Below are 16,215 nucleotides of genomic sequence, written 5' to 3'. Positions count from 1 at the left end.
TCTTACGTTTAATTTGGTTGTTATACTTAGCAATGATTCTGAAATTGATGATTTTAAAAGAAACCGATTTTCTAAAATAATGGAATTTTTACAACTGAATAAGATTGGTATATATAAATAAATAGTTTACTAATGTTAATAATAATGACTGTAAACACACAGCAGCTACCAACAGCAGCCACGTTTGAAAAACACTTTTGGACTTGGCAAGGCTACAAAATTCAGTACACTGTTGTAGGTACAGGCAAACCCTTGGTTTTAGTTCACGGCTTTGGTGCTTGTATTGGACACTGGCAAAAAAATATCCCCGTTTTAGCAAATGCTGGCTACCAAGTCTTTGCCGTTGACCTTTTGGGCTTTGGTGGCTCCGATAAAGCACCCATTAATTACACTGTAGAGGTGTGGGTAGAACTGCTCAAAGATTTCTGCTCGGCACACATTCAAGAACCAGCCGTATTTATCGGCAACTCTATCGGCGCTCTTTTAAGCTTGATGGTAGTGGCAGAACATCCAGAAATTGCTGCCGGTACTGTGTTAATTAACTCTGCGGGAGGGTTGAGTCATCGTCCCCACGAACTGAACCCACCACTTAGAATTGTCATGGCAGCTTTTAACAAGTTGGTCGGTCATCCAATTACAGGGACTTTCGTATTTAACCGCATCCGCCAAAAACATCAAATTCGCCGTACACTCTACCAGATTTATCGCAACCGCCAAGCCGTTACTGATGAACTGGTAGACATGCTTTATACACCTTCCTGCGATCCGGGAGCGCAGAAAGTGTTTGCTTCCATCCTGACAGCACCTCCTGGGCCCACCCCTGCGGAAATATTACCCAAAGTCCAACATCCGCTGTTGGTAATTTGGGGTGCGGACGATCCCTGGACACCGATCGCAGGCGCAAAGATATACGAACAAGCACGTGAGGATGGTAAAAATATCAAAATCGTTCCCATTCCAGGTGCTGGACATTGCCCCCATGATGAAGTACCCGATGTGGTGAACTCGCAAATTGTGGAGTGGTTGGCATCTTTATACAAAGCTAATAACAACAGATTAAAACACACCGCCTGAAAAACCAGGTTTCTACCCTGCGGAAACCAGATCTGATACTAAGTTGCAGTCAAAGATAGTACTTCCCTCACCCCCAGCCCCTCTCCCAATTTGGAACAGGGGAGGGGGAGAGGGCACGAATTGCTATATCTGAACACAACTTGGTATGAATATGATCCCCCTATTTCCATGAAAAAGAAGATAGGGGGATGCCAAAATATTGGATTTTCTAAGCAACTCGCTATGAGTTTGCTAAGCTTAAGCTGTTGCCTATTCCTGAGTCCAGCTTTGGGTGAAATCGCAGCTTTTTTCAACGCAGAGGGGCGCGGAGTAAGCGCGGAGGAACGCAGAGTCTTTCCAAATTTAATTCGTTACGAATTTGTGCAATGCTGTACCAAGCTAATAAATCTTGATAGACTTCTAAGAACGGCGCACGTTTAGGCAACACCATTCTTTGCGTTTCCACAGAGCTGCTACTATCCAACCGTGCTTTTCTAAAACGTCAGCGACTGCTTTCGATTGTTCCACTAAAATCCCACTAAAGATACCCCAAGTGCTGGGTTTGGCGATCGCACTCATTTGCGGAACTAATTCGATAATTACATCAGCTAAAATGTTGCAAACTATACCATCTACTGATTCAGAAAGCATTTTTGCCAAAGCGTCTACACTTCCTGGTGCTACCAGCAAGCGTTCTGGTGCAATGCCGTTGAGTAAACAATTTTCTTGAGTTGATTGTACCGCTAAGGGATCGGTATCTACCGCATAGGCTTGCTTTGCTCCTAGTAGCAAAGCACCAATGGAAAGGATACCAGAACCACAACCAATATCCGCAATTACCGCAGCTTCTTGCTGTTCCTCTCGTTTCGGCAAAGATGAAGGAGGTTCTAAAAGCCGCATTTCCAAGGATTCCAAGCACAACTGAGTTGTAGCATGGTTGCCTGTGCCAAAGGCCATACCGGGATCGAGGCGAATAATCAAGCGATCGCTATTTTCTGGAACTGGATACCAGGCGGGGTTAATCAAGAAGCGATCGCCAATATCCTGCGGTTGCCAGTATTGTTTCCAGCTACTGGCCCAATCTTGTTCGTCAATCAACTGCCAGTGCATGGTAGGTTCAGGAACTCCTACACACAAGGCGTCTTGGCGCAGCCACAGCGACAGTGCAGCCAAATCCAAAAGCTGTGCTTGGAATATTGGCAAGTAAGCCCTAACTAGACTATGATTCCCTTTCTTTTCACTTGCAGTACCACGACAGCCAAAATTTGCCAGCCGCCAAAAGATAGTATCTTCTAAGTCTGGTTCACAAAAAATTTGTAGTTCCCACCAAGTGTTAGCCATAGATAATTTGGGGATCGGGAGAAGACAAGGGAAGGGAGACAAGGAAGAATTTCTTCCTATTTATTTCCCGATCCCCGATCCTCGCTCCCTATTCCCTTTTTAAAGTGTTACTGTATACGCATCACGAATTCCAGGTACTTTAGTAATCTCAGTCAAAATCCCATCGGGTAAGGGGTCATCGAGGCTGAGAACCATGACCGCATCACCGCGAACGATTTTACGGCCTACCTGCATACTGGCAATATTGACATTAAAGCTGCCCAGTAGGGAACCTAGTTTACCAATGATTCCTGGCATATCCCGGTGCAGGGTAAACAGCATATGCGGGCTGGGGGGGACGTTAATCGGAAAACCGTCTAAGTTGGTAAGTCGGATTTCTCCGTCACCTAACAAAGCGCCTGTAACAGCATGAGTGCCCAAAGAACCTGTAGCTTCTAAATGCAGGGAACCAGCGTAGTCTTTTACCGCAGCATCCCGCGTTTCAATGACGCGAATTCCTCGCTCTTTTGCCTCAATGCTGGCATTTACGTAATTTACCCGTTCTCGCAATGCTTGGTAAAGTAGTCCTTTCAGGGACGCTACTACCAAGGGCTGACTTTTGTTGGTTGCTATTTCACCTTGCAGTCTGACGTTGAGTAATTGCACCCTACCGCCAGCCAGTTGTCCAACTAGATTACCCAAGGTTTCCGCCAGCTGCATATAAGGTTTGAGTTCTTCCAAGACATCAGGGCCTAGTCCAGGAATGTTGACAGCCGATCGCGCTGGTAATCCCAATAGCACATCCCGAATTTGTTCGGCAACATCAATTGCTACATTCACTTGTGCCTCGGTTGTTGAAGCGCCCAAGTGGGGAGTCAGGATAACTTCTTTACCCAAAGACTTTAAGGGAGATTCTCCTAGTGGTTCTGATTCAAACACATCTAGGGCAGCGCCGGCAATTTTACCTTCTTTGATAGCGGCAGCTAAAGCTTCTTCATCAATGATGCCACCGCGAGCACAATTGACAATCCGGGTAGTGGGTTTCATTTTTGCCAACATTTTGGCATTAATGAGGTGAGTAGTTTCTGGAGTTTTAGGGATGTGCAGCGTGATGTAGTCTGCTTGCTGCGCTAATAAATCCAGATCCACCAGTTGACAGCCAATCTGTTCAGCTCGTTCTGTCGAGATAAAGGGATCGTAAGCAAGTAATTTCATTCCCATTGCCTTGCCGACAGCGGCAACATGGGAGCCTATTTTACCTAAGCCGACAATACCCAGAGTTTTTTTGTAGACTTCAGCTCCGATAAAGGTTTTGCGATCCCACTCACCACGTTTTACAGAAGCATTAGCATCGGGGATATGGCGAGATAAGGACAACATCATGGCGATCGCATGTTCGGCAGCGGCGATCGTGTTTCCTTCTGGAGAGTTGACGACTACAATTCCTTGACGGGTAGCGGCGGGAACATCTACATTATCCACACCCACACCCGCACGTCCGATAATTTTTAGCTGTGTACCAGCTTCAATGATTTCTTTCGTGACGCGAGTACCAGAACGAATCATCAGTGCATCGTATTCACCAATGATTTGTACTAGTTCTTCTGGTTTCAGACCTGTTTTAACATCAACGTTGGCAACCTGGGATAAAATATCGATCCCAGCTTGATCAATTGGATCGGAGACGAGAACCTTAGACATGATGGTTGATTTTTCAGCTAGAGGTTATGCGGTCGCTGGAATTTTAAGTTTAATGTTTATCTGTACCCGTTAAGCAAGCAATATTTATTTGCCAATTTAGCAACAACCCTGTCATGCCTCTTGGTTAGCTTTTCCGTGGCAGTAACTTCTCATAACCGAAGGTGCAGAAACTTTTTACCACACTCGGTCACTATAAACCAACGCAGGGCGTAAATACTTATTTTTTTATTAAAAATTCCAAAAGCTAGAGATTATCCTTACTCAGTTACTGGCTGAAGGTGCGATCGCAGATAATCGCAGATACTTTATGCACTCCACAGCAAATATCTTCAGCCAAAAAATCATAGCACCCATAAAATCAAGTTTTTGGTCATATTCTAACTATCTAGTTATCTCCACCACATTGTACCAAGGGGATCAAATTACGTTGTTGATGATGCAAAATTCGAGTGAATTTGCTTCAGTAATTTATTAGTAATATTTTTTACTTTCATTCTTTTTTCTCAAGTCTTACCAACAATAATATTACTTACGAATATATTAATTTTAGTATCTAAAAATACGTAATTTTTACATACCATTTTCGCCACAAACGACAGCAGCATAGAAGTGCGGCTGTCGAATTTTAATTTTGTCTTTGCATGCAAAGCCCTTTTAGGCAAGGGTTTCATAGTTGCCATTGCCAAATTTTCATTAACTTTACAACTAAAGAATGAAGAATTATGCCAGCAGATTTGGCCGGTAACAGTTTACATATTTCTAGAAATTTAAATGTTAATTATATTACCCAAACTTTCAGAGACTGGGTAGGTCGGGGTGATAAATACGATTACTACAGTGTTAACCTCAGTGGTCGTAGTAGCTTAAATTTAGTCGTAGATGGTCTTTCGGCAAATGCCGATTTACAGTTACTTAATAGTAATGGTTCAGTAATTGCAGGTTCTTATGCCCGTCGCAAGCGGGCTGAGTCAATCAGCACGACATTGGATCAAGGCACTTACTACATTCGAGTTTACCGAGCCGATCGCAAGAAAAATACCTACTACAACTTAAAGATTTCTGGCAATGAAGCACCCCAGTCATTACAATTAGGCACTAGTCAAACCAGCTATCAACCCGGTGAAACTGTCAGCCTCAGCAATACCAGCGTATTTGATGGCAATGGTACAGCTGACTTAGCACGAGTAGATTTTTGGTTGCAAAAAGATGGTGGCGACTGGCAAGACATTAGCGATGCAGTTAATTTCAATGTCAATGGCAGTGATAACCGCTATGCCAGTTTTGACTACAGCTTGCCCGATCTAGGTATTGGTAACTATCTATTGTCAGCAAAAGCTTATGACAAATCTGGTGCTAGCACTGACAGTATACACACTAGTTTTAATGTTGTGCTCCCTCCAATTCAAGATTGGTTCGATCGGAACATTCAAGATGCAGGTATACGTGAGGCAGCAAGGTGGCGCTTTGCAGATAATATCCTCGATCGCAATGATGCGATCGCTATCCTGCGAGAAGCAAAAGACAATAGTATAGTTGATGGTAGCGAACTGACAGATCTGGGCACATTAGTTAGTAACGCCTCTTTCTTAGGAATGCCAGAATATGTGCGCGTTTTGTTTCATAAGGTTGTCAAAGACGATCCTGCCAATCAGATTTATCAGGGTAACACACTGGGCAATTTGTATGCAGGTAGCAGTGATATTCAGATAGAGAACCTAATTAGCAAATGGTTTTTGGGTAGCGATCGCCCAACAACCCCCTACACATATCAATACGCTAGCGGTTCTCTCTTCCAAAACGGTATTAGTTACCAAGATGTGAAACAAGGTAATCTTAATGACTGCTTTTATCTGGCAGGTTTAGCAGCGGTAGCTTTGCGTTCATTCAGCACAATTGAAAGTATGTTCATTGACAATGGCGATAACACTTTTACAGTGCGCTTCTACAAAAATGGGATTGCTGATTATCTGACAGTAGATAGGTATTTACCAACCAATCAAGAGGGGTATTTAGTTTACGCCAACAAAAGTCGTTATCATAATGATTTTACAAATGAGTTATGGGTCGCTTTGGCTGAAAAAGCTTACGCTCAACTCAATCAATCTGGATGGATTTATCAAAATAATACCAATTCCTACAACGGTATTAATAATGGTGGGTATGTCAGTGATGCACTCACACACATTACAGGACTCAACACTTCCCTTGCCAACCTGCTCAATTTTAACTCAATAGTTAATGCTTTTTATTCTGGTCAAATGATTGGTCTAAGTACAAAATCAAATGTGATTGACTACAATATCATCGCCAATCATGCTTATGTATTGCTAGATTACAATTCTTCTACCCAAACTTTTACACTCTTTAATCCTTGGGGTATTGATAATGGTTCTTCAAAACCAGGCATTATTGAACTGGCTTGGAGTCAAATTGAAACAAATTTTAGCTATTGGGATGCCACAACAAATAATATTGCCTAATAAGGGAGAGGGAAGAAAGAATATGCATCGTAATAATTTCCTGATTCGGATATTATTGACAAAATTCTGGATATCGCCATGATATGTAGGGAATTTCGTCATTGCCAGATTTTCAAGAGATACACCAATTTCGAGAAGCAAAACCTAGAGCTTTTTCATCATAAACACGCTATTCGGGTCATCAATGTATTCGGCGAAGGGGCCTCGGTACTCGAACCCATACCGTATGTACAAGGCTCGTGCCGGAGCGAACTCAGGCAGAGCCCCTGTTTCCAGATTCAGGCAATCGTAAGCACGCCGTTCGGCTTGTGTTATGATATGTTCAAGAATCTTCGAGGCGACACCCCTACGGCGGTGAGCCTTGGCAGTACGCATTGATTTGACTTCACCACTTCTTGAATCTAGTTCTTTTAGTGCCCCGCATCCGAGTAATTCCGAGCCCTCCCAAGCCGACCAGAAAGTAATATCGGGTGAGCGCAATGCCTCTAAATCAAGAGCATGAACGCTTTCAGGTGGTGTAATCTCATACATTTCTTCGAGATGTTCCCGGAGAAAGTCAGCGATCTTTTTACCTGTCAGGTCATCTTTGCGAATTTCCAATCGACTCATCTCCTAATTTGCTAAGGAATTCTACTCTACGAGAGTTCGCAGAATTCTGCGTTTGGGTCGAAAGTTGTTATTGCGATAAAGTTACGTATAAGTAGCGTAATGCATCTTCGAGTTCTGTAGTGTAATCTACATGACGCCTAAACAATTTGCTTGGAGCGGATTGACGAAAGATCTTGGTGTGTTGCATAAGATTTAGTTGCAGCCGCTCCAGCGCACCCTTAGACTGCTAAGTTATCGGTGTGGTTAGTGCTTCAAGGATATTTGTGGGGCGATCGCAATTGCTTGAATTAGGGTCAACTAGCTGTAGCAGGGAAGAAATAAGGATCAAATACCAATAGATAATCCAGAACTTTTAGTACTTACTCATAGAACTAACTCTCGGACAATAATGCCTTCCTTAGAGGAGACTTCGTGTTCTACGGGTTCAAGGTAAAGTTCTATGGCTTCTTGAATATTTGCTAATGCTTCGTCAATATCTTCACCCTCGCTGATACAACCAGGTAACGAGGGAACATAGATAGTGTAGCCACCTTTATCACTAGGTTCTAGAATTACTCTTAGCTTCATCTTCTTCAGGGTAGTTAAGGCTATCGGAAATTATCATGATTGTAGCAAGGGAGAACTTGTAATATGTCAATCTGCTTAATGCTCTATGGTAAGCGATCGCAGCCCAAAAAGTTGGAAGGCTGTTGAGCAGTTGTGGTTTAATCAGTGCTTGTTGTAGCCAATTGTTGCCTAATTCTTGAACAACTGTGAGTATTACACTCTACTCACAGACGCAGGGAAAGTGGCTTCTATCACATTCGTAACCTTATCGTGTTTAGGTCGGAACGCGATCGCCTTTCGTTTCCGTCCTTCTTCGACCCCAACTTCAACGCCGAAGTGAAGCCAATAGAACTAGATGGAGTGGTAATGAATGGCGAAAGTGATGAACACTAGCCCCATCCTAGCGTTCATCACTTTCGCGGAAGATATGGCGACTACATGCTGAGCAAAGTATCCAAAGTTTTCGCCCAGTGACGCCAAGCAGTAATGTAGGAATTGACTGTGTGCTACAGGCTAGACCAAAGTCAAGTCCAATGGACGCTCCGTATCGTCTTCACCCAAGTACTCACCATTTTGAATTTCCAAGATAATCAACGGAATAAAACCTGGATTTTCTACCCTATGAAGCGTTGCGGGAGGAACAAAAGTTGATTCATTTCGAGTCAGTAATATTTCACTATTACCACAGATAACTTTTGCTGTACCAGAAACTATAACCCAGTGTTCACTACGGTGATAATGGATTTGTGGTTTAATACCATGCTTAGGTTTGATTTCAATACGATTAATACTATAGTTACTTCCCTTCTCTATCACTTCAACTTTACCCCAGTATCTTGTAACTGAATATAGAGAAGATTGATTGACTTTCGACTGAGCATTATTCTCATTCTGAGTCATAAACTAGTTTCTCAACTAGACAACAATCACTATTGTTCAGGAATCGAACGTCAAATAACCTGACGCTACAGAATTTGTAACTAAGTAAAATTTCACATATAAAGTATTTTTTTTTATATACTAATCTAGTACTTAACTGTAATTATCACTTGAAATCCTTAGTATAAATATCATTTCTCAATAAATATTTTAACGTAAATTTTCAGATATTGTTGTTTATTTAAATACATGTAAGTTTTGTTACCGCAAAAAAGTCTGTTCTTTTCTTTCGATTATGATTTGATAAGTAAATTATATTTATATCATGTCCATTAAATTAAACAGATTATCGCAGGCACGGGTTTTGTGAACGATATATAAATTGAACTGACATTTTATCTGCTAAACCCGCCCCTACAGTTTTTATAGGTCTTTAACGAACATGATATGACTCATGGCAAAAGTTAATTGCCATTGTCCACAGTTAGACGTACAGTTTTAGCTAGTCGATATTTGCCCCAAAGTTAAATAGTGATTTAGACATAATTGTTGGTTGGTGGCGAAAAATAAACAGCTAATGAAAAAAATTAATAATCAAGTTACAAATTATCATCTAAAAGATATTCTAGCTCTGCTTGTAAAGCTTTAATATCTGCTACTCTTGCTACTATTAAATTATCTTTGCCAGCATCCTTTAGACGTGCTTTCCAATAACGAATACTCTCGGAGTTTTTCATCCAAAAATCAATGACTGTACCTACAACTTCATCTTGATCCCAACCCCATTTCGGCGGCACTGGTTCCACAGACTCGATGAAAGCATCCAGTGTACACGTATGTGTTGTCACATACTCCACTCCCTGGTGCTGTGGTTTTTGCAAAGTCTGCTGTTGGTGGTTGAGAAAATGTAAAATTTGAGATACCCCAACAATATCAAAAGTGTATTTCATTTCAGTCATCCCACTTATTAATAAGTTGTATGCTATTTTGGCTTTGTTAAATGATGGTACAACTTTACTGAAAAGTCATCTGAAAAAAGTGTTATTGATATCTATGTCATAGGGATTAAATCTGATGAAATTTATTAGCACTCGATTAGTTTGAGTGCTAAAGCTTATTCCTCAAAAATTAGCAGTGATTTGCATTGAGTGCTAAAGTTTATAAAGGTATATATCTTAAAAATATGAAAAGTTTTTAGGGTTTGAAAAGGGGTAAATATTATTTTTAATATTTTGTTAATATTGCCATTAACAGGTTTTGAAGGTGAAATAGCAGCATTGTCTGCCGCCTGTTTGTGGGCTATAGCATCTGTGGTGTATGGGCGTTTAGGAGAGCGCATCCCACCGTTGCAACTAAACTTGATTAAAGGCATAGTCGCGATCGCCTTCCTCCTTCTTACCATCTTCATCAGTGGCGAATTATTTCCCAGCATTGCCCCTGTTCCGCTGTCTTTAATCCTCCTCAGCGGTGTGGTGGGTATTGGTTTGGGAGATACAGTCTTCTTTGCCAGCATCAATACTTTGGGGCCGCGTCGTGCCTTGCTCATGGGAACCCTTGCCCCGCCTATGACAGCTATAGCAGCAGTGATTTTTCTTCAAGAACGTCTAAATGTCAGTGCTTGGTGCGGAATTTTGCTGACAATTTTGGGCGTCGCTTGGGTGGTGACAGAACGTACTCCTGATACAAACAATAATTTTACAACGCACCTATGGCAGGGAATCGGCTTGGGAGTGTTAGCAGCAATGGCAAATGCCGCAGGGGCTGTTTTTTCTCGTGCGGCATTCACTCATACCAGTATCAGCCCTTTGTGAGCAGCTTTGTTGCGGTTGAGTGCAGGCGTGCTGATTCTGATAATATGGGTATCCTTAGACTTCTTGCAAAAGTTGGGAAAGGAGCAAAGAGATAGGGCTACAGGGTACTGGCAATCTTCGCGAGTCATACTAGCAATTTTCTTTGCAGCTTTTTGCGGAACTTATTTAGGAATTTGGTTGCAGCAGGTGGCACTGAAATTGACAACTGCGGGAGTTGCTTCTACCCTGTTGCAGACTAGTCCAGTGTTTATTATTCCGATCGCGATTTGGTTAGGAGAGAAAGTTACCTGGAGAGCGATCGCGGGTGTAATAATGGCGATCGCTGGAATTGGAATGCTGTTTTATCTCAAGTAGTTGGTGCTGCTGCAACCATGTCCTTTGTAACTCTGTGGAGGTTAGTCGGCGGTGTTGTCAAAAGTGGGCGAAAGCTGTTTGTTTCTCTGCTTCTAGATAAGAAAATTGGGCTTTGCTGAATCAAAATATGAATTTACAATTCACGGGTGTGTAGAGACGTAGCAATGCTACGTTTCTACAAAGATTTGGGTCTAACTACAAAAATTTTTACAAACATAATTCATGACCAAGTTCAGCAACGTCGAAAATTGCGCGATCGCTTCGTCTATAACTTTGGCACACCATATCTGCGGTAACAATTGATAACGATGCAGTAAAGACAAAAACCCATTTGTCTGAAGCATTTTGCTACCCTCCAGTTATAAGCTTTGTGTCAATCAGAAAGCCTGACTTGCACGCGTTCGGTATTTCAAGGTTCTAAAGATTAGATAGAGATGTTCATATCTCACGCTATGAGAGTATCTAAAGCATCCTTACGTTTTTCAGTCCTTACCTTTACTTATTTACATGGTGTTTTAGTCATAACAGGAATTTTTCTAGTAAGACCTTGTCAAATTTTTAAACCTGAATTTAATAAGACTCAGCTCAAACATTACATCCAATACTGACTTCAGTCATTTTAGACCAATTTTTTAGAAAGTCAAATTTATTTTTCAGTCAAATAAAAATTTTTAGTAAATAAAAATACATTTAAAGGTTTAAATATTCCTTTTGGCATAGACAACAATGATGTGAATACTCGGCAATATTAGATAAATCATAGTTTTATAAATAAAAATGCCATTAATTCCTCACTTAAGCGAACCATGTAGATTTTAAGTAAATGTTAGTTAATAAAGATACTCAAAAAAATCATATTTTCCTTGCTTGCCATTGTTGATTCAATCTTGTGCAATTCTAGAAAATAATTTACCTCAGCAATATTGGGTATTTTTTATTTAATTTAAAGTATTAAATAATTCTCTGCGTGTAATATTAAACGTATTGTGACATGCTAATTAGCATTGATTTTCTAGAATTAACGGCTTTTAATGCTTGAATTCATATATATTTGCATATACGTATTTAAAGTAATACTTTAACTTTCCTTGAAATCAAAAGGACTTTTTTATTTTTTGTGTATACAAAAAATTCATCAGGCTGATATACTCGTTAAAAGCAAATTACGTGACGGTGTGCACGTATACAGGTTTGCAAGCGAATCCCTAGATTTCGCGAGTATCTAATTTTTTGTGGAGATACTTGTTTACACTTGCTTAATTATCAAGAAAGCAAAGTAGCAAACCGCTTCCAATGTAGGGGTAATTCTAACCAACTACAAACATACCCCTGCAATTGTGCGTTCTACCTCGACCGAAACTCACATTCTGTGGGAGAGTGTGGGTTGTCTTGTGGAACGTGTTCGTAAATCTCATGGATCGAGGGCTTGATGAGTACTAGTTCTAAAAGTTCAGTTTTTACAGAGAAAGAACCCCTAAAACAAGAAATACCAAAAGGCAGAGACGTCATTGAGATATCTACTTGCTTGTGAAGCCACTGGTCTGAATCTAACCGCCAAAGCCAACCCAAATCAACAGACCTCCGATAAAAGCTTCTGTCCTACAGGCTCTCACTACCTCTACTCATTTCTCTTCAGGTTTGCTTCTACCAAAAAGTGTCTTGAGCCTACACCGAACAGATGGCTTGAAACCATTGCTAGTGATTTCGTGATGGTCTGATATCTATAGCAATTCTCGTTGAGGATACATTACACCTTGACTCCATCTCGCACGCAAGCATGAAAGCTTTTAAGTCTTTCATTAGGGTGGGGTTGCGGCTGTATTGCACTCAAAAGGGACAGGTATTGGTTACTAGTGAGTAATCGCATGAATTAATTAGAGGTTTGTAGTGAGCGATTTATCGCTCAATTTCAAGGGCTAAAGCCCTAACTACGAACTTTCACAACTTATCAAAACTAATGCGATAGAACCACTAGGTTGGAAACAGAAAATTTTGTCTGCAACTATCTCAAAAAACTTAATTTACATACTTTTGCTTTCTTTTTCCCATATCTTGCATGCCTATGCAACAGCCCAGAGGCAGCAGCCTACCACCCTCGTTATTAGGTTCAATCTGGTAACGAGAATTAAGAGCCTCTAGCTCTTCTTGAGAATGGTGAGCCAGCGCGCAGAAAGGGGGTTCCCCCCATGAGCGACTGGCGAACCCGTAGACGCGCAGCGGCTTCTCGCAGAGTAGGGTGCAAGATGTCAGTTTTGAAACGTGTAAGGGTGTGAACGAATAAGAGTTAGCTTTTACCTACACCCTTCCAAATGCTGAATTTTCCTTCAGCTAAATCCGCCAGCTATGTAAGCCCAGGGGTATCTACCAACTGACGTTACTCCAAGGGACAACTTATGGCGAATACTTTAGGCACAAATCTGAAGGTGAGCGTTGCAAAAAAATCATGGAAGTTCTTCTACCAATTTGCGCTGAGCTTGATTCTGATACTCCTATTGGGCTTTTTTGAATCAAGTAAATTAGTGGCCGCTTCTGGATCGGGCGAATTCAATGTGCGACCAACTGATGCACAAACCGCGACACCTGGTGATGGTGTTGGTGCATTTCGTACTGTGTGCGACCCCTCTCACATGAACAACGACGATGCAATTCTGTTTCCTAATCAACCTGGAAAATCGCACTTGCACGTCTATTTTGGAAATACCCTAGCTGATGCTTCTTCTACCTATGAGAGCTTGAGAAGCAGTGGTAACTCCACATGCTTCGGAGGTATTGCTAATCGCAGCGCTTACTGGGTGCCAGCAGTGCTTGATAAGCAAGGTGAACCGATACAACCTGCTCAAAGCCACTTTTACTACAAGTCAGGTTACTTTGGGGTTTCAGCCTCTCAAATTAATAAAATTCCCGATGGACTGCGAATGATTGCGGGAAATGCCAAAGCAACAGGGCCTCAAAACACAGAACATGTACACTGGGGCTGTTGGAATCAATATATTGGCAATCTCGACTCAATTCCGGACTCGAAATGTCAGGTAGGTGACTTTGTAAAGATGGGTATTGATTTTCCACAGTGTTGGGATGGTAAAAATCTTGATTCAGCTGACCATAAAAGTCATGTCGTCTATCCTGTGGATAACGCCTGCCCATCGACGCATCCAGTTGCAATACCTACCATTACGATGAATATTCTGTATTCTGTTCCACCAGATGGTGACACCTCCGGATGGAGACTTTCTTCTGACACTTACGGCACCGATCAACCGGGTGGCTATTCAATGCACGCAGACTGGTTTGACGGTTGGGATCCAGAAATCAAGGAAACTTGGACTGATTCCTGTGTCAAACAAGGAATTGATTGTCATTCAAACCTTCTCGGGGATGGACGCGAGATGTTCTAGAACGTCGATTCAGTATTCAGATATTGTCTTTATGGGTGAGTGGGAGAGTGGGAGAGTGGGAGAGTGGGAAAGTGGGAGAGTGGGAGAGTGGGAGATAGGGAGGTGGGGAGAATATAAAACTAGACTCTCCCCATCACCCCATTGCCCCCCATCACCCCAACTCTCCCTTGTCCTTCTTTTCATTTGAAGATTACTGAATCGGTGTTCTAGATGAGCTACCCTTGTTAAGGTGGAGTGATGATTTGATACTAAGTTGCACTCAAAGATAATACTTCCCTCACCCCGCCTGTCGGCACCCCTCTCCCAATTTGGAACAGGGGAAGGGGAGAGGGCACGAATTGCTATTGCTATGTCTGAACGTAACTTGGTATGAGTGTGCTTTCGTGGGATTGTGTAGTTTTTGCCCGCTACCTTTGTCGCCAATCCAGCCTGCGTCCTACCAACCAGAAGACTAACAAAGTAAACCCTAGCAAGCCAGCTACATCAATTACCACTTGCCCAGTTACGGGCCCTATTAAAGTTTGTCGGAGGGCAGATGCAGCGTAGGTAGCGGGACTTAACTTTCCTAAACCCAATAGAAAATTTGGTAAACGATTTTCTGGGATGAGTACTGAACCGATAAAAAGCATACCCATAGTCACAAGCAAGCTGAGAGAGTCACTTTCTTGTGGTGTGCGGGCATTTGCGCCGATAAGTGCACCTAGTCCTGCCAACGGCAGTACACATAAGGGAATAATTAACAGAATGAGTGGGTTCAGTATTAAGGGGATTTTGAGAAAGAAAATACCAAAGATAATGTTCACCAATAGCGATGGTAGTGAAAGCAGAAAAAATGCCAAGACGGAGGCAATAATTAAGGCTGTGCGGGAAATAGGTAAGGTGGCGTAGTATTCTAAAGTTCCAGCAAACCGCATATAGGAAAAGCGAGATGCGATGTTGTTTAGATTGCCAAACATTAGCGCCATCACTAGATTACCCGTGAGGATGTATGCCAGGTTTGGCTGCTGTGAACCTTGGGCAAAACTACCAAGAGCAATGATACCCAACATCGGAGCGATCGCACTGTTGAGAGCAAGTATCCGCCATGACCAACGCCAGTTAGTCAGTTCCATCAAGAACAAATCCAGCAGTTGCACTAGCACAGAGGGTGGGTTACGCTTTGGTAGCATAATGCAGATATAAATCTTCCAAGGTTGCTGAGTGGAGGCGAAAGTCATCCACCATATCCAAATTAAGGTAATTGAGAGTTGGGGTAACTTGATTCCATTCCAACAACACCCGCCAGTGACCAGGTTCCAGAGGAATTGTCGCAAGACCGGGTGGTAAGCTTGGCGGTATTTTGGGTGAAAAGAAAAGTTCTAGGCGCAACATTCTGTCAACTTGCTGCTTGAGTTCACTGGGGCGACCAACTGCGACCAATTCACCAGCACGCATGATACCTACTCGTTGAATTGCCTTTTCTGCCTCGATCGCATCATGGGTAATCAGGATAATAGTAGTGCCTTGTTCTTGATTGATGTGGCGCAAAATATCCCAAACTAGTTTGCGACGCTGCGGATCGAGGTCATTGGTAGGTTCATCTAAAATTAACACGGGTGGAGAACCTGCCATTGCCACAGCTAGTCGTAGCAATCGCCTTTGCCCACCAGAGAGTCGGGAACTTGGTTGGTGACACAGTTCGCGGATTTGCCATAAATCAAGTAATGCATTACATTCCTTACGGGCATCGATGCGGCTCATCCCTCGCAAGTGAGCTGTAAAATATAGGGCTTCACCCACCGTCAGATTATTTAGTGACCCGCTTTCTTGGGGCATATAGCCGATGTTCATTTGTACCAGATGGGGATCTGTAACTATACTCTTTCCAAATAGAGCGATCGCACCGGAATCACTGGTGAGTAAGTTTACCATCTGGCGTACGAGTGTACTTTTTCCTGCCCCGTTATCGCCCAAAATACCAAAGATTTCTCCTTGATAAATTTGCAGTGTGATGTTTTTGTTGGCAGGTTCGGTTTGTCCCGGATAGGTTTTGACTAAACCTTGGATATCGTAGACAATCACGTTTTT

Annotated in this window: 14 protein-coding genes and 1 pseudogene; 6 read left to right on the top strand and 9 right to left on the bottom strand. The window is 42.2% G+C overall.

All coding sequences use genetic code 11. The features are described from left to right. Positions 1–144: 144 nt before the first annotated feature. Entirely contained in the window at positions 145–1,074 is a 930-nt protein-coding gene (locus FIS9605_RS36260; protein ID WP_051469929.1) for an alpha/beta fold hydrolase, read from the top strand. Between the two features lie 399 nt (positions 1,075–1,473). Here the strand turns inward: FIS9605_RS36260 and prmA are convergent, their stop codons facing one another. Both prmA and serA read right to left on the bottom strand, forming a co-directional pair. Next, entirely contained in the window at positions 1,474–2,394 is a 921-nt protein-coding gene (prmA, locus tag FIS9605_RS0104780) for a 50S ribosomal protein L11 methyltransferase (RefSeq protein ID WP_026731561.1), read from the bottom strand. Positions 2,395–2,493: 99 nt separating this feature from the next. After that, on the bottom strand, positions 2,494–4,074 hold the full coding sequence (gene serA, locus FIS9605_RS0104775; RefSeq protein WP_026731560.1) for a phosphoglycerate dehydrogenase: 1,581 nt from the start codon (positions 4,072–4,074) through the stop codon (positions 2,494–2,496). Between the two features lie 722 nt (positions 4,075–4,796). On the opposite strand from serA, the gene FIS9605_RS0104765 reads away from it, so the two are divergent. Beyond that, positions 4,797–6,554: a C2 family cysteine protease gene (locus FIS9605_RS0104765; protein WP_026731559.1), complete on the top strand. Its 1,758-nt coding sequence runs from the start codon at positions 4,797–4,799 to the stop codon at positions 6,552–6,554. A gap of 144 nt (positions 6,555–6,698) precedes the next feature. On the opposite strand, the gene FIS9605_RS0104760 is transcribed toward FIS9605_RS0104765, so the two are convergent. Together FIS9605_RS0104760 and FIS9605_RS0104755 are read right to left on the bottom strand one after the other, a co-directional pair. Continuing rightward, positions 6,699–7,163, bottom strand: coding sequence for a GNAT family N-acetyltransferase (locus tag FIS9605_RS0104760; protein WP_082209726.1), 465 nt, complete (start codon positions 7,161–7,163; stop codon positions 6,699–6,701). A 363-nt stretch (positions 7,164–7,526) separates the two neighbouring features. After that, complete coding sequence (locus FIS9605_RS0104755; RefSeq protein ID WP_026731557.1) at positions 7,527–7,730, bottom strand: type II toxin-antitoxin system HicB family antitoxin; 204 nt, start codon at positions 7,728–7,730, stop codon at positions 7,527–7,529. A gap of 249 nt (positions 7,731–7,979) precedes the next feature. Between FIS9605_RS0104755 and FIS9605_RS46015 the strand changes: the two genes are divergently transcribed. Further along, positions 7,980–8,102 (top strand): hypothetical protein, encoded by a 123-nt coding sequence (locus FIS9605_RS46015; RefSeq protein ID WP_269321014.1) that lies wholly within the window; start codon positions 7,980–7,982, stop codon positions 8,100–8,102. A gap of 120 nt (positions 8,103–8,222) precedes the next feature. Here the strand turns inward: FIS9605_RS46015 and FIS9605_RS0104750 are convergent, their stop codons facing one another. After that, on the bottom strand, positions 8,223–8,609 hold the full coding sequence (locus FIS9605_RS0104750; RefSeq protein ID WP_026731556.1) for a phosphomannose isomerase type II C-terminal cupin domain: 387 nt from the start codon (positions 8,607–8,609) through the stop codon (positions 8,223–8,225). Positions 8,610–9,187: 578 nt separating this feature from the next. Next, positions 9,188–9,538 carry a hypothetical protein gene (locus FIS9605_RS0104745; protein WP_026731555.1) on the bottom strand — a complete coding sequence of 117 codons (351 nt, stop codon included), beginning with the start codon at positions 9,536–9,538 and terminating at the stop codon, positions 9,188–9,190. Between the two features lie 291 nt (positions 9,539–9,829). On the opposite strand from FIS9605_RS0104745, the pseudogene FIS9605_RS46550 reads away from it, so the two are divergent. Both FIS9605_RS46550 and FIS9605_RS46545 read left to right on the top strand, forming a co-directional pair. Further along, a pseudogene (locus FIS9605_RS46550) lies at positions 9,830–10,396 on the top strand (DMT family transporter); the annotation flags it as partial. A gap of 9 nt (positions 10,397–10,405) precedes the next feature. Beyond that, positions 10,406–10,753, top strand: coding sequence for an EamA family transporter (locus FIS9605_RS46545; RefSeq protein WP_442854683.1), 348 nt, complete (start codon positions 10,406–10,408; stop codon positions 10,751–10,753). A 191-nt stretch (positions 10,754–10,944) separates the two neighbouring features. On the opposite strand, the gene FIS9605_RS44990 is transcribed toward FIS9605_RS46545, so the two are convergent. Continuing rightward, the gene (locus FIS9605_RS44990; protein WP_231510237.1) at positions 10,945–11,097 is read right to left on the bottom strand and encodes a hypothetical protein; all 153 of its coding nucleotides are present in this window, start codon (positions 11,095–11,097) and stop codon (positions 10,945–10,947) included. A gap of 2,049 nt (positions 11,098–13,146) precedes the next feature. On the opposite strand from FIS9605_RS44990, the gene FIS9605_RS0104735 reads away from it, so the two are divergent. Then, positions 13,147–14,148, top strand: a complete 1,002-nt coding sequence (locus tag FIS9605_RS0104735) for a DUF1996 domain-containing protein (protein WP_026731554.1) — start codon at positions 13,147–13,149, stop codon at positions 14,146–14,148. 407 nt (positions 14,149–14,555) lie between these two features. Here FIS9605_RS0104735 and FIS9605_RS0104730 read toward each other — a convergent pair whose 3' ends face one another. Together FIS9605_RS0104730 and FIS9605_RS0104725 are read right to left on the bottom strand one after the other, a co-directional pair. Then, positions 14,556–15,317 carry an ABC transporter permease gene (locus FIS9605_RS0104730; RefSeq protein ID WP_026731553.1) on the bottom strand — a complete coding sequence of 254 codons (762 nt, stop codon included), beginning with the start codon at positions 15,315–15,317 and terminating at the stop codon, positions 14,556–14,558. Further along, positions 15,301–16,209 carry an ABC transporter ATP-binding protein gene (locus FIS9605_RS0104725; RefSeq protein ID WP_026731552.1) on the bottom strand — a complete coding sequence of 303 codons (909 nt, stop codon included), beginning with the start codon at positions 16,207–16,209 and terminating at the stop codon, positions 15,301–15,303. The genes FIS9605_RS0104730 and FIS9605_RS0104725 overlap by 17 nt, the downstream gene beginning before the upstream one ends. Between the last annotated feature and the right edge of the window lie 6 nt (positions 16,210–16,215).

This window comes from Fischerella sp. PCC 9605 (genome assembly GCF_000517105.1).
Taxonomy (GTDB): Bacteria; Cyanobacteriota; Cyanobacteriia; order Cyanobacteriales; family Nostocaceae; genus PCC9605.
The sequence above is the reverse complement of the archived record's forward strand: the minus strand, read 5'-3'. Positions and strand labels throughout refer to the sequence as shown.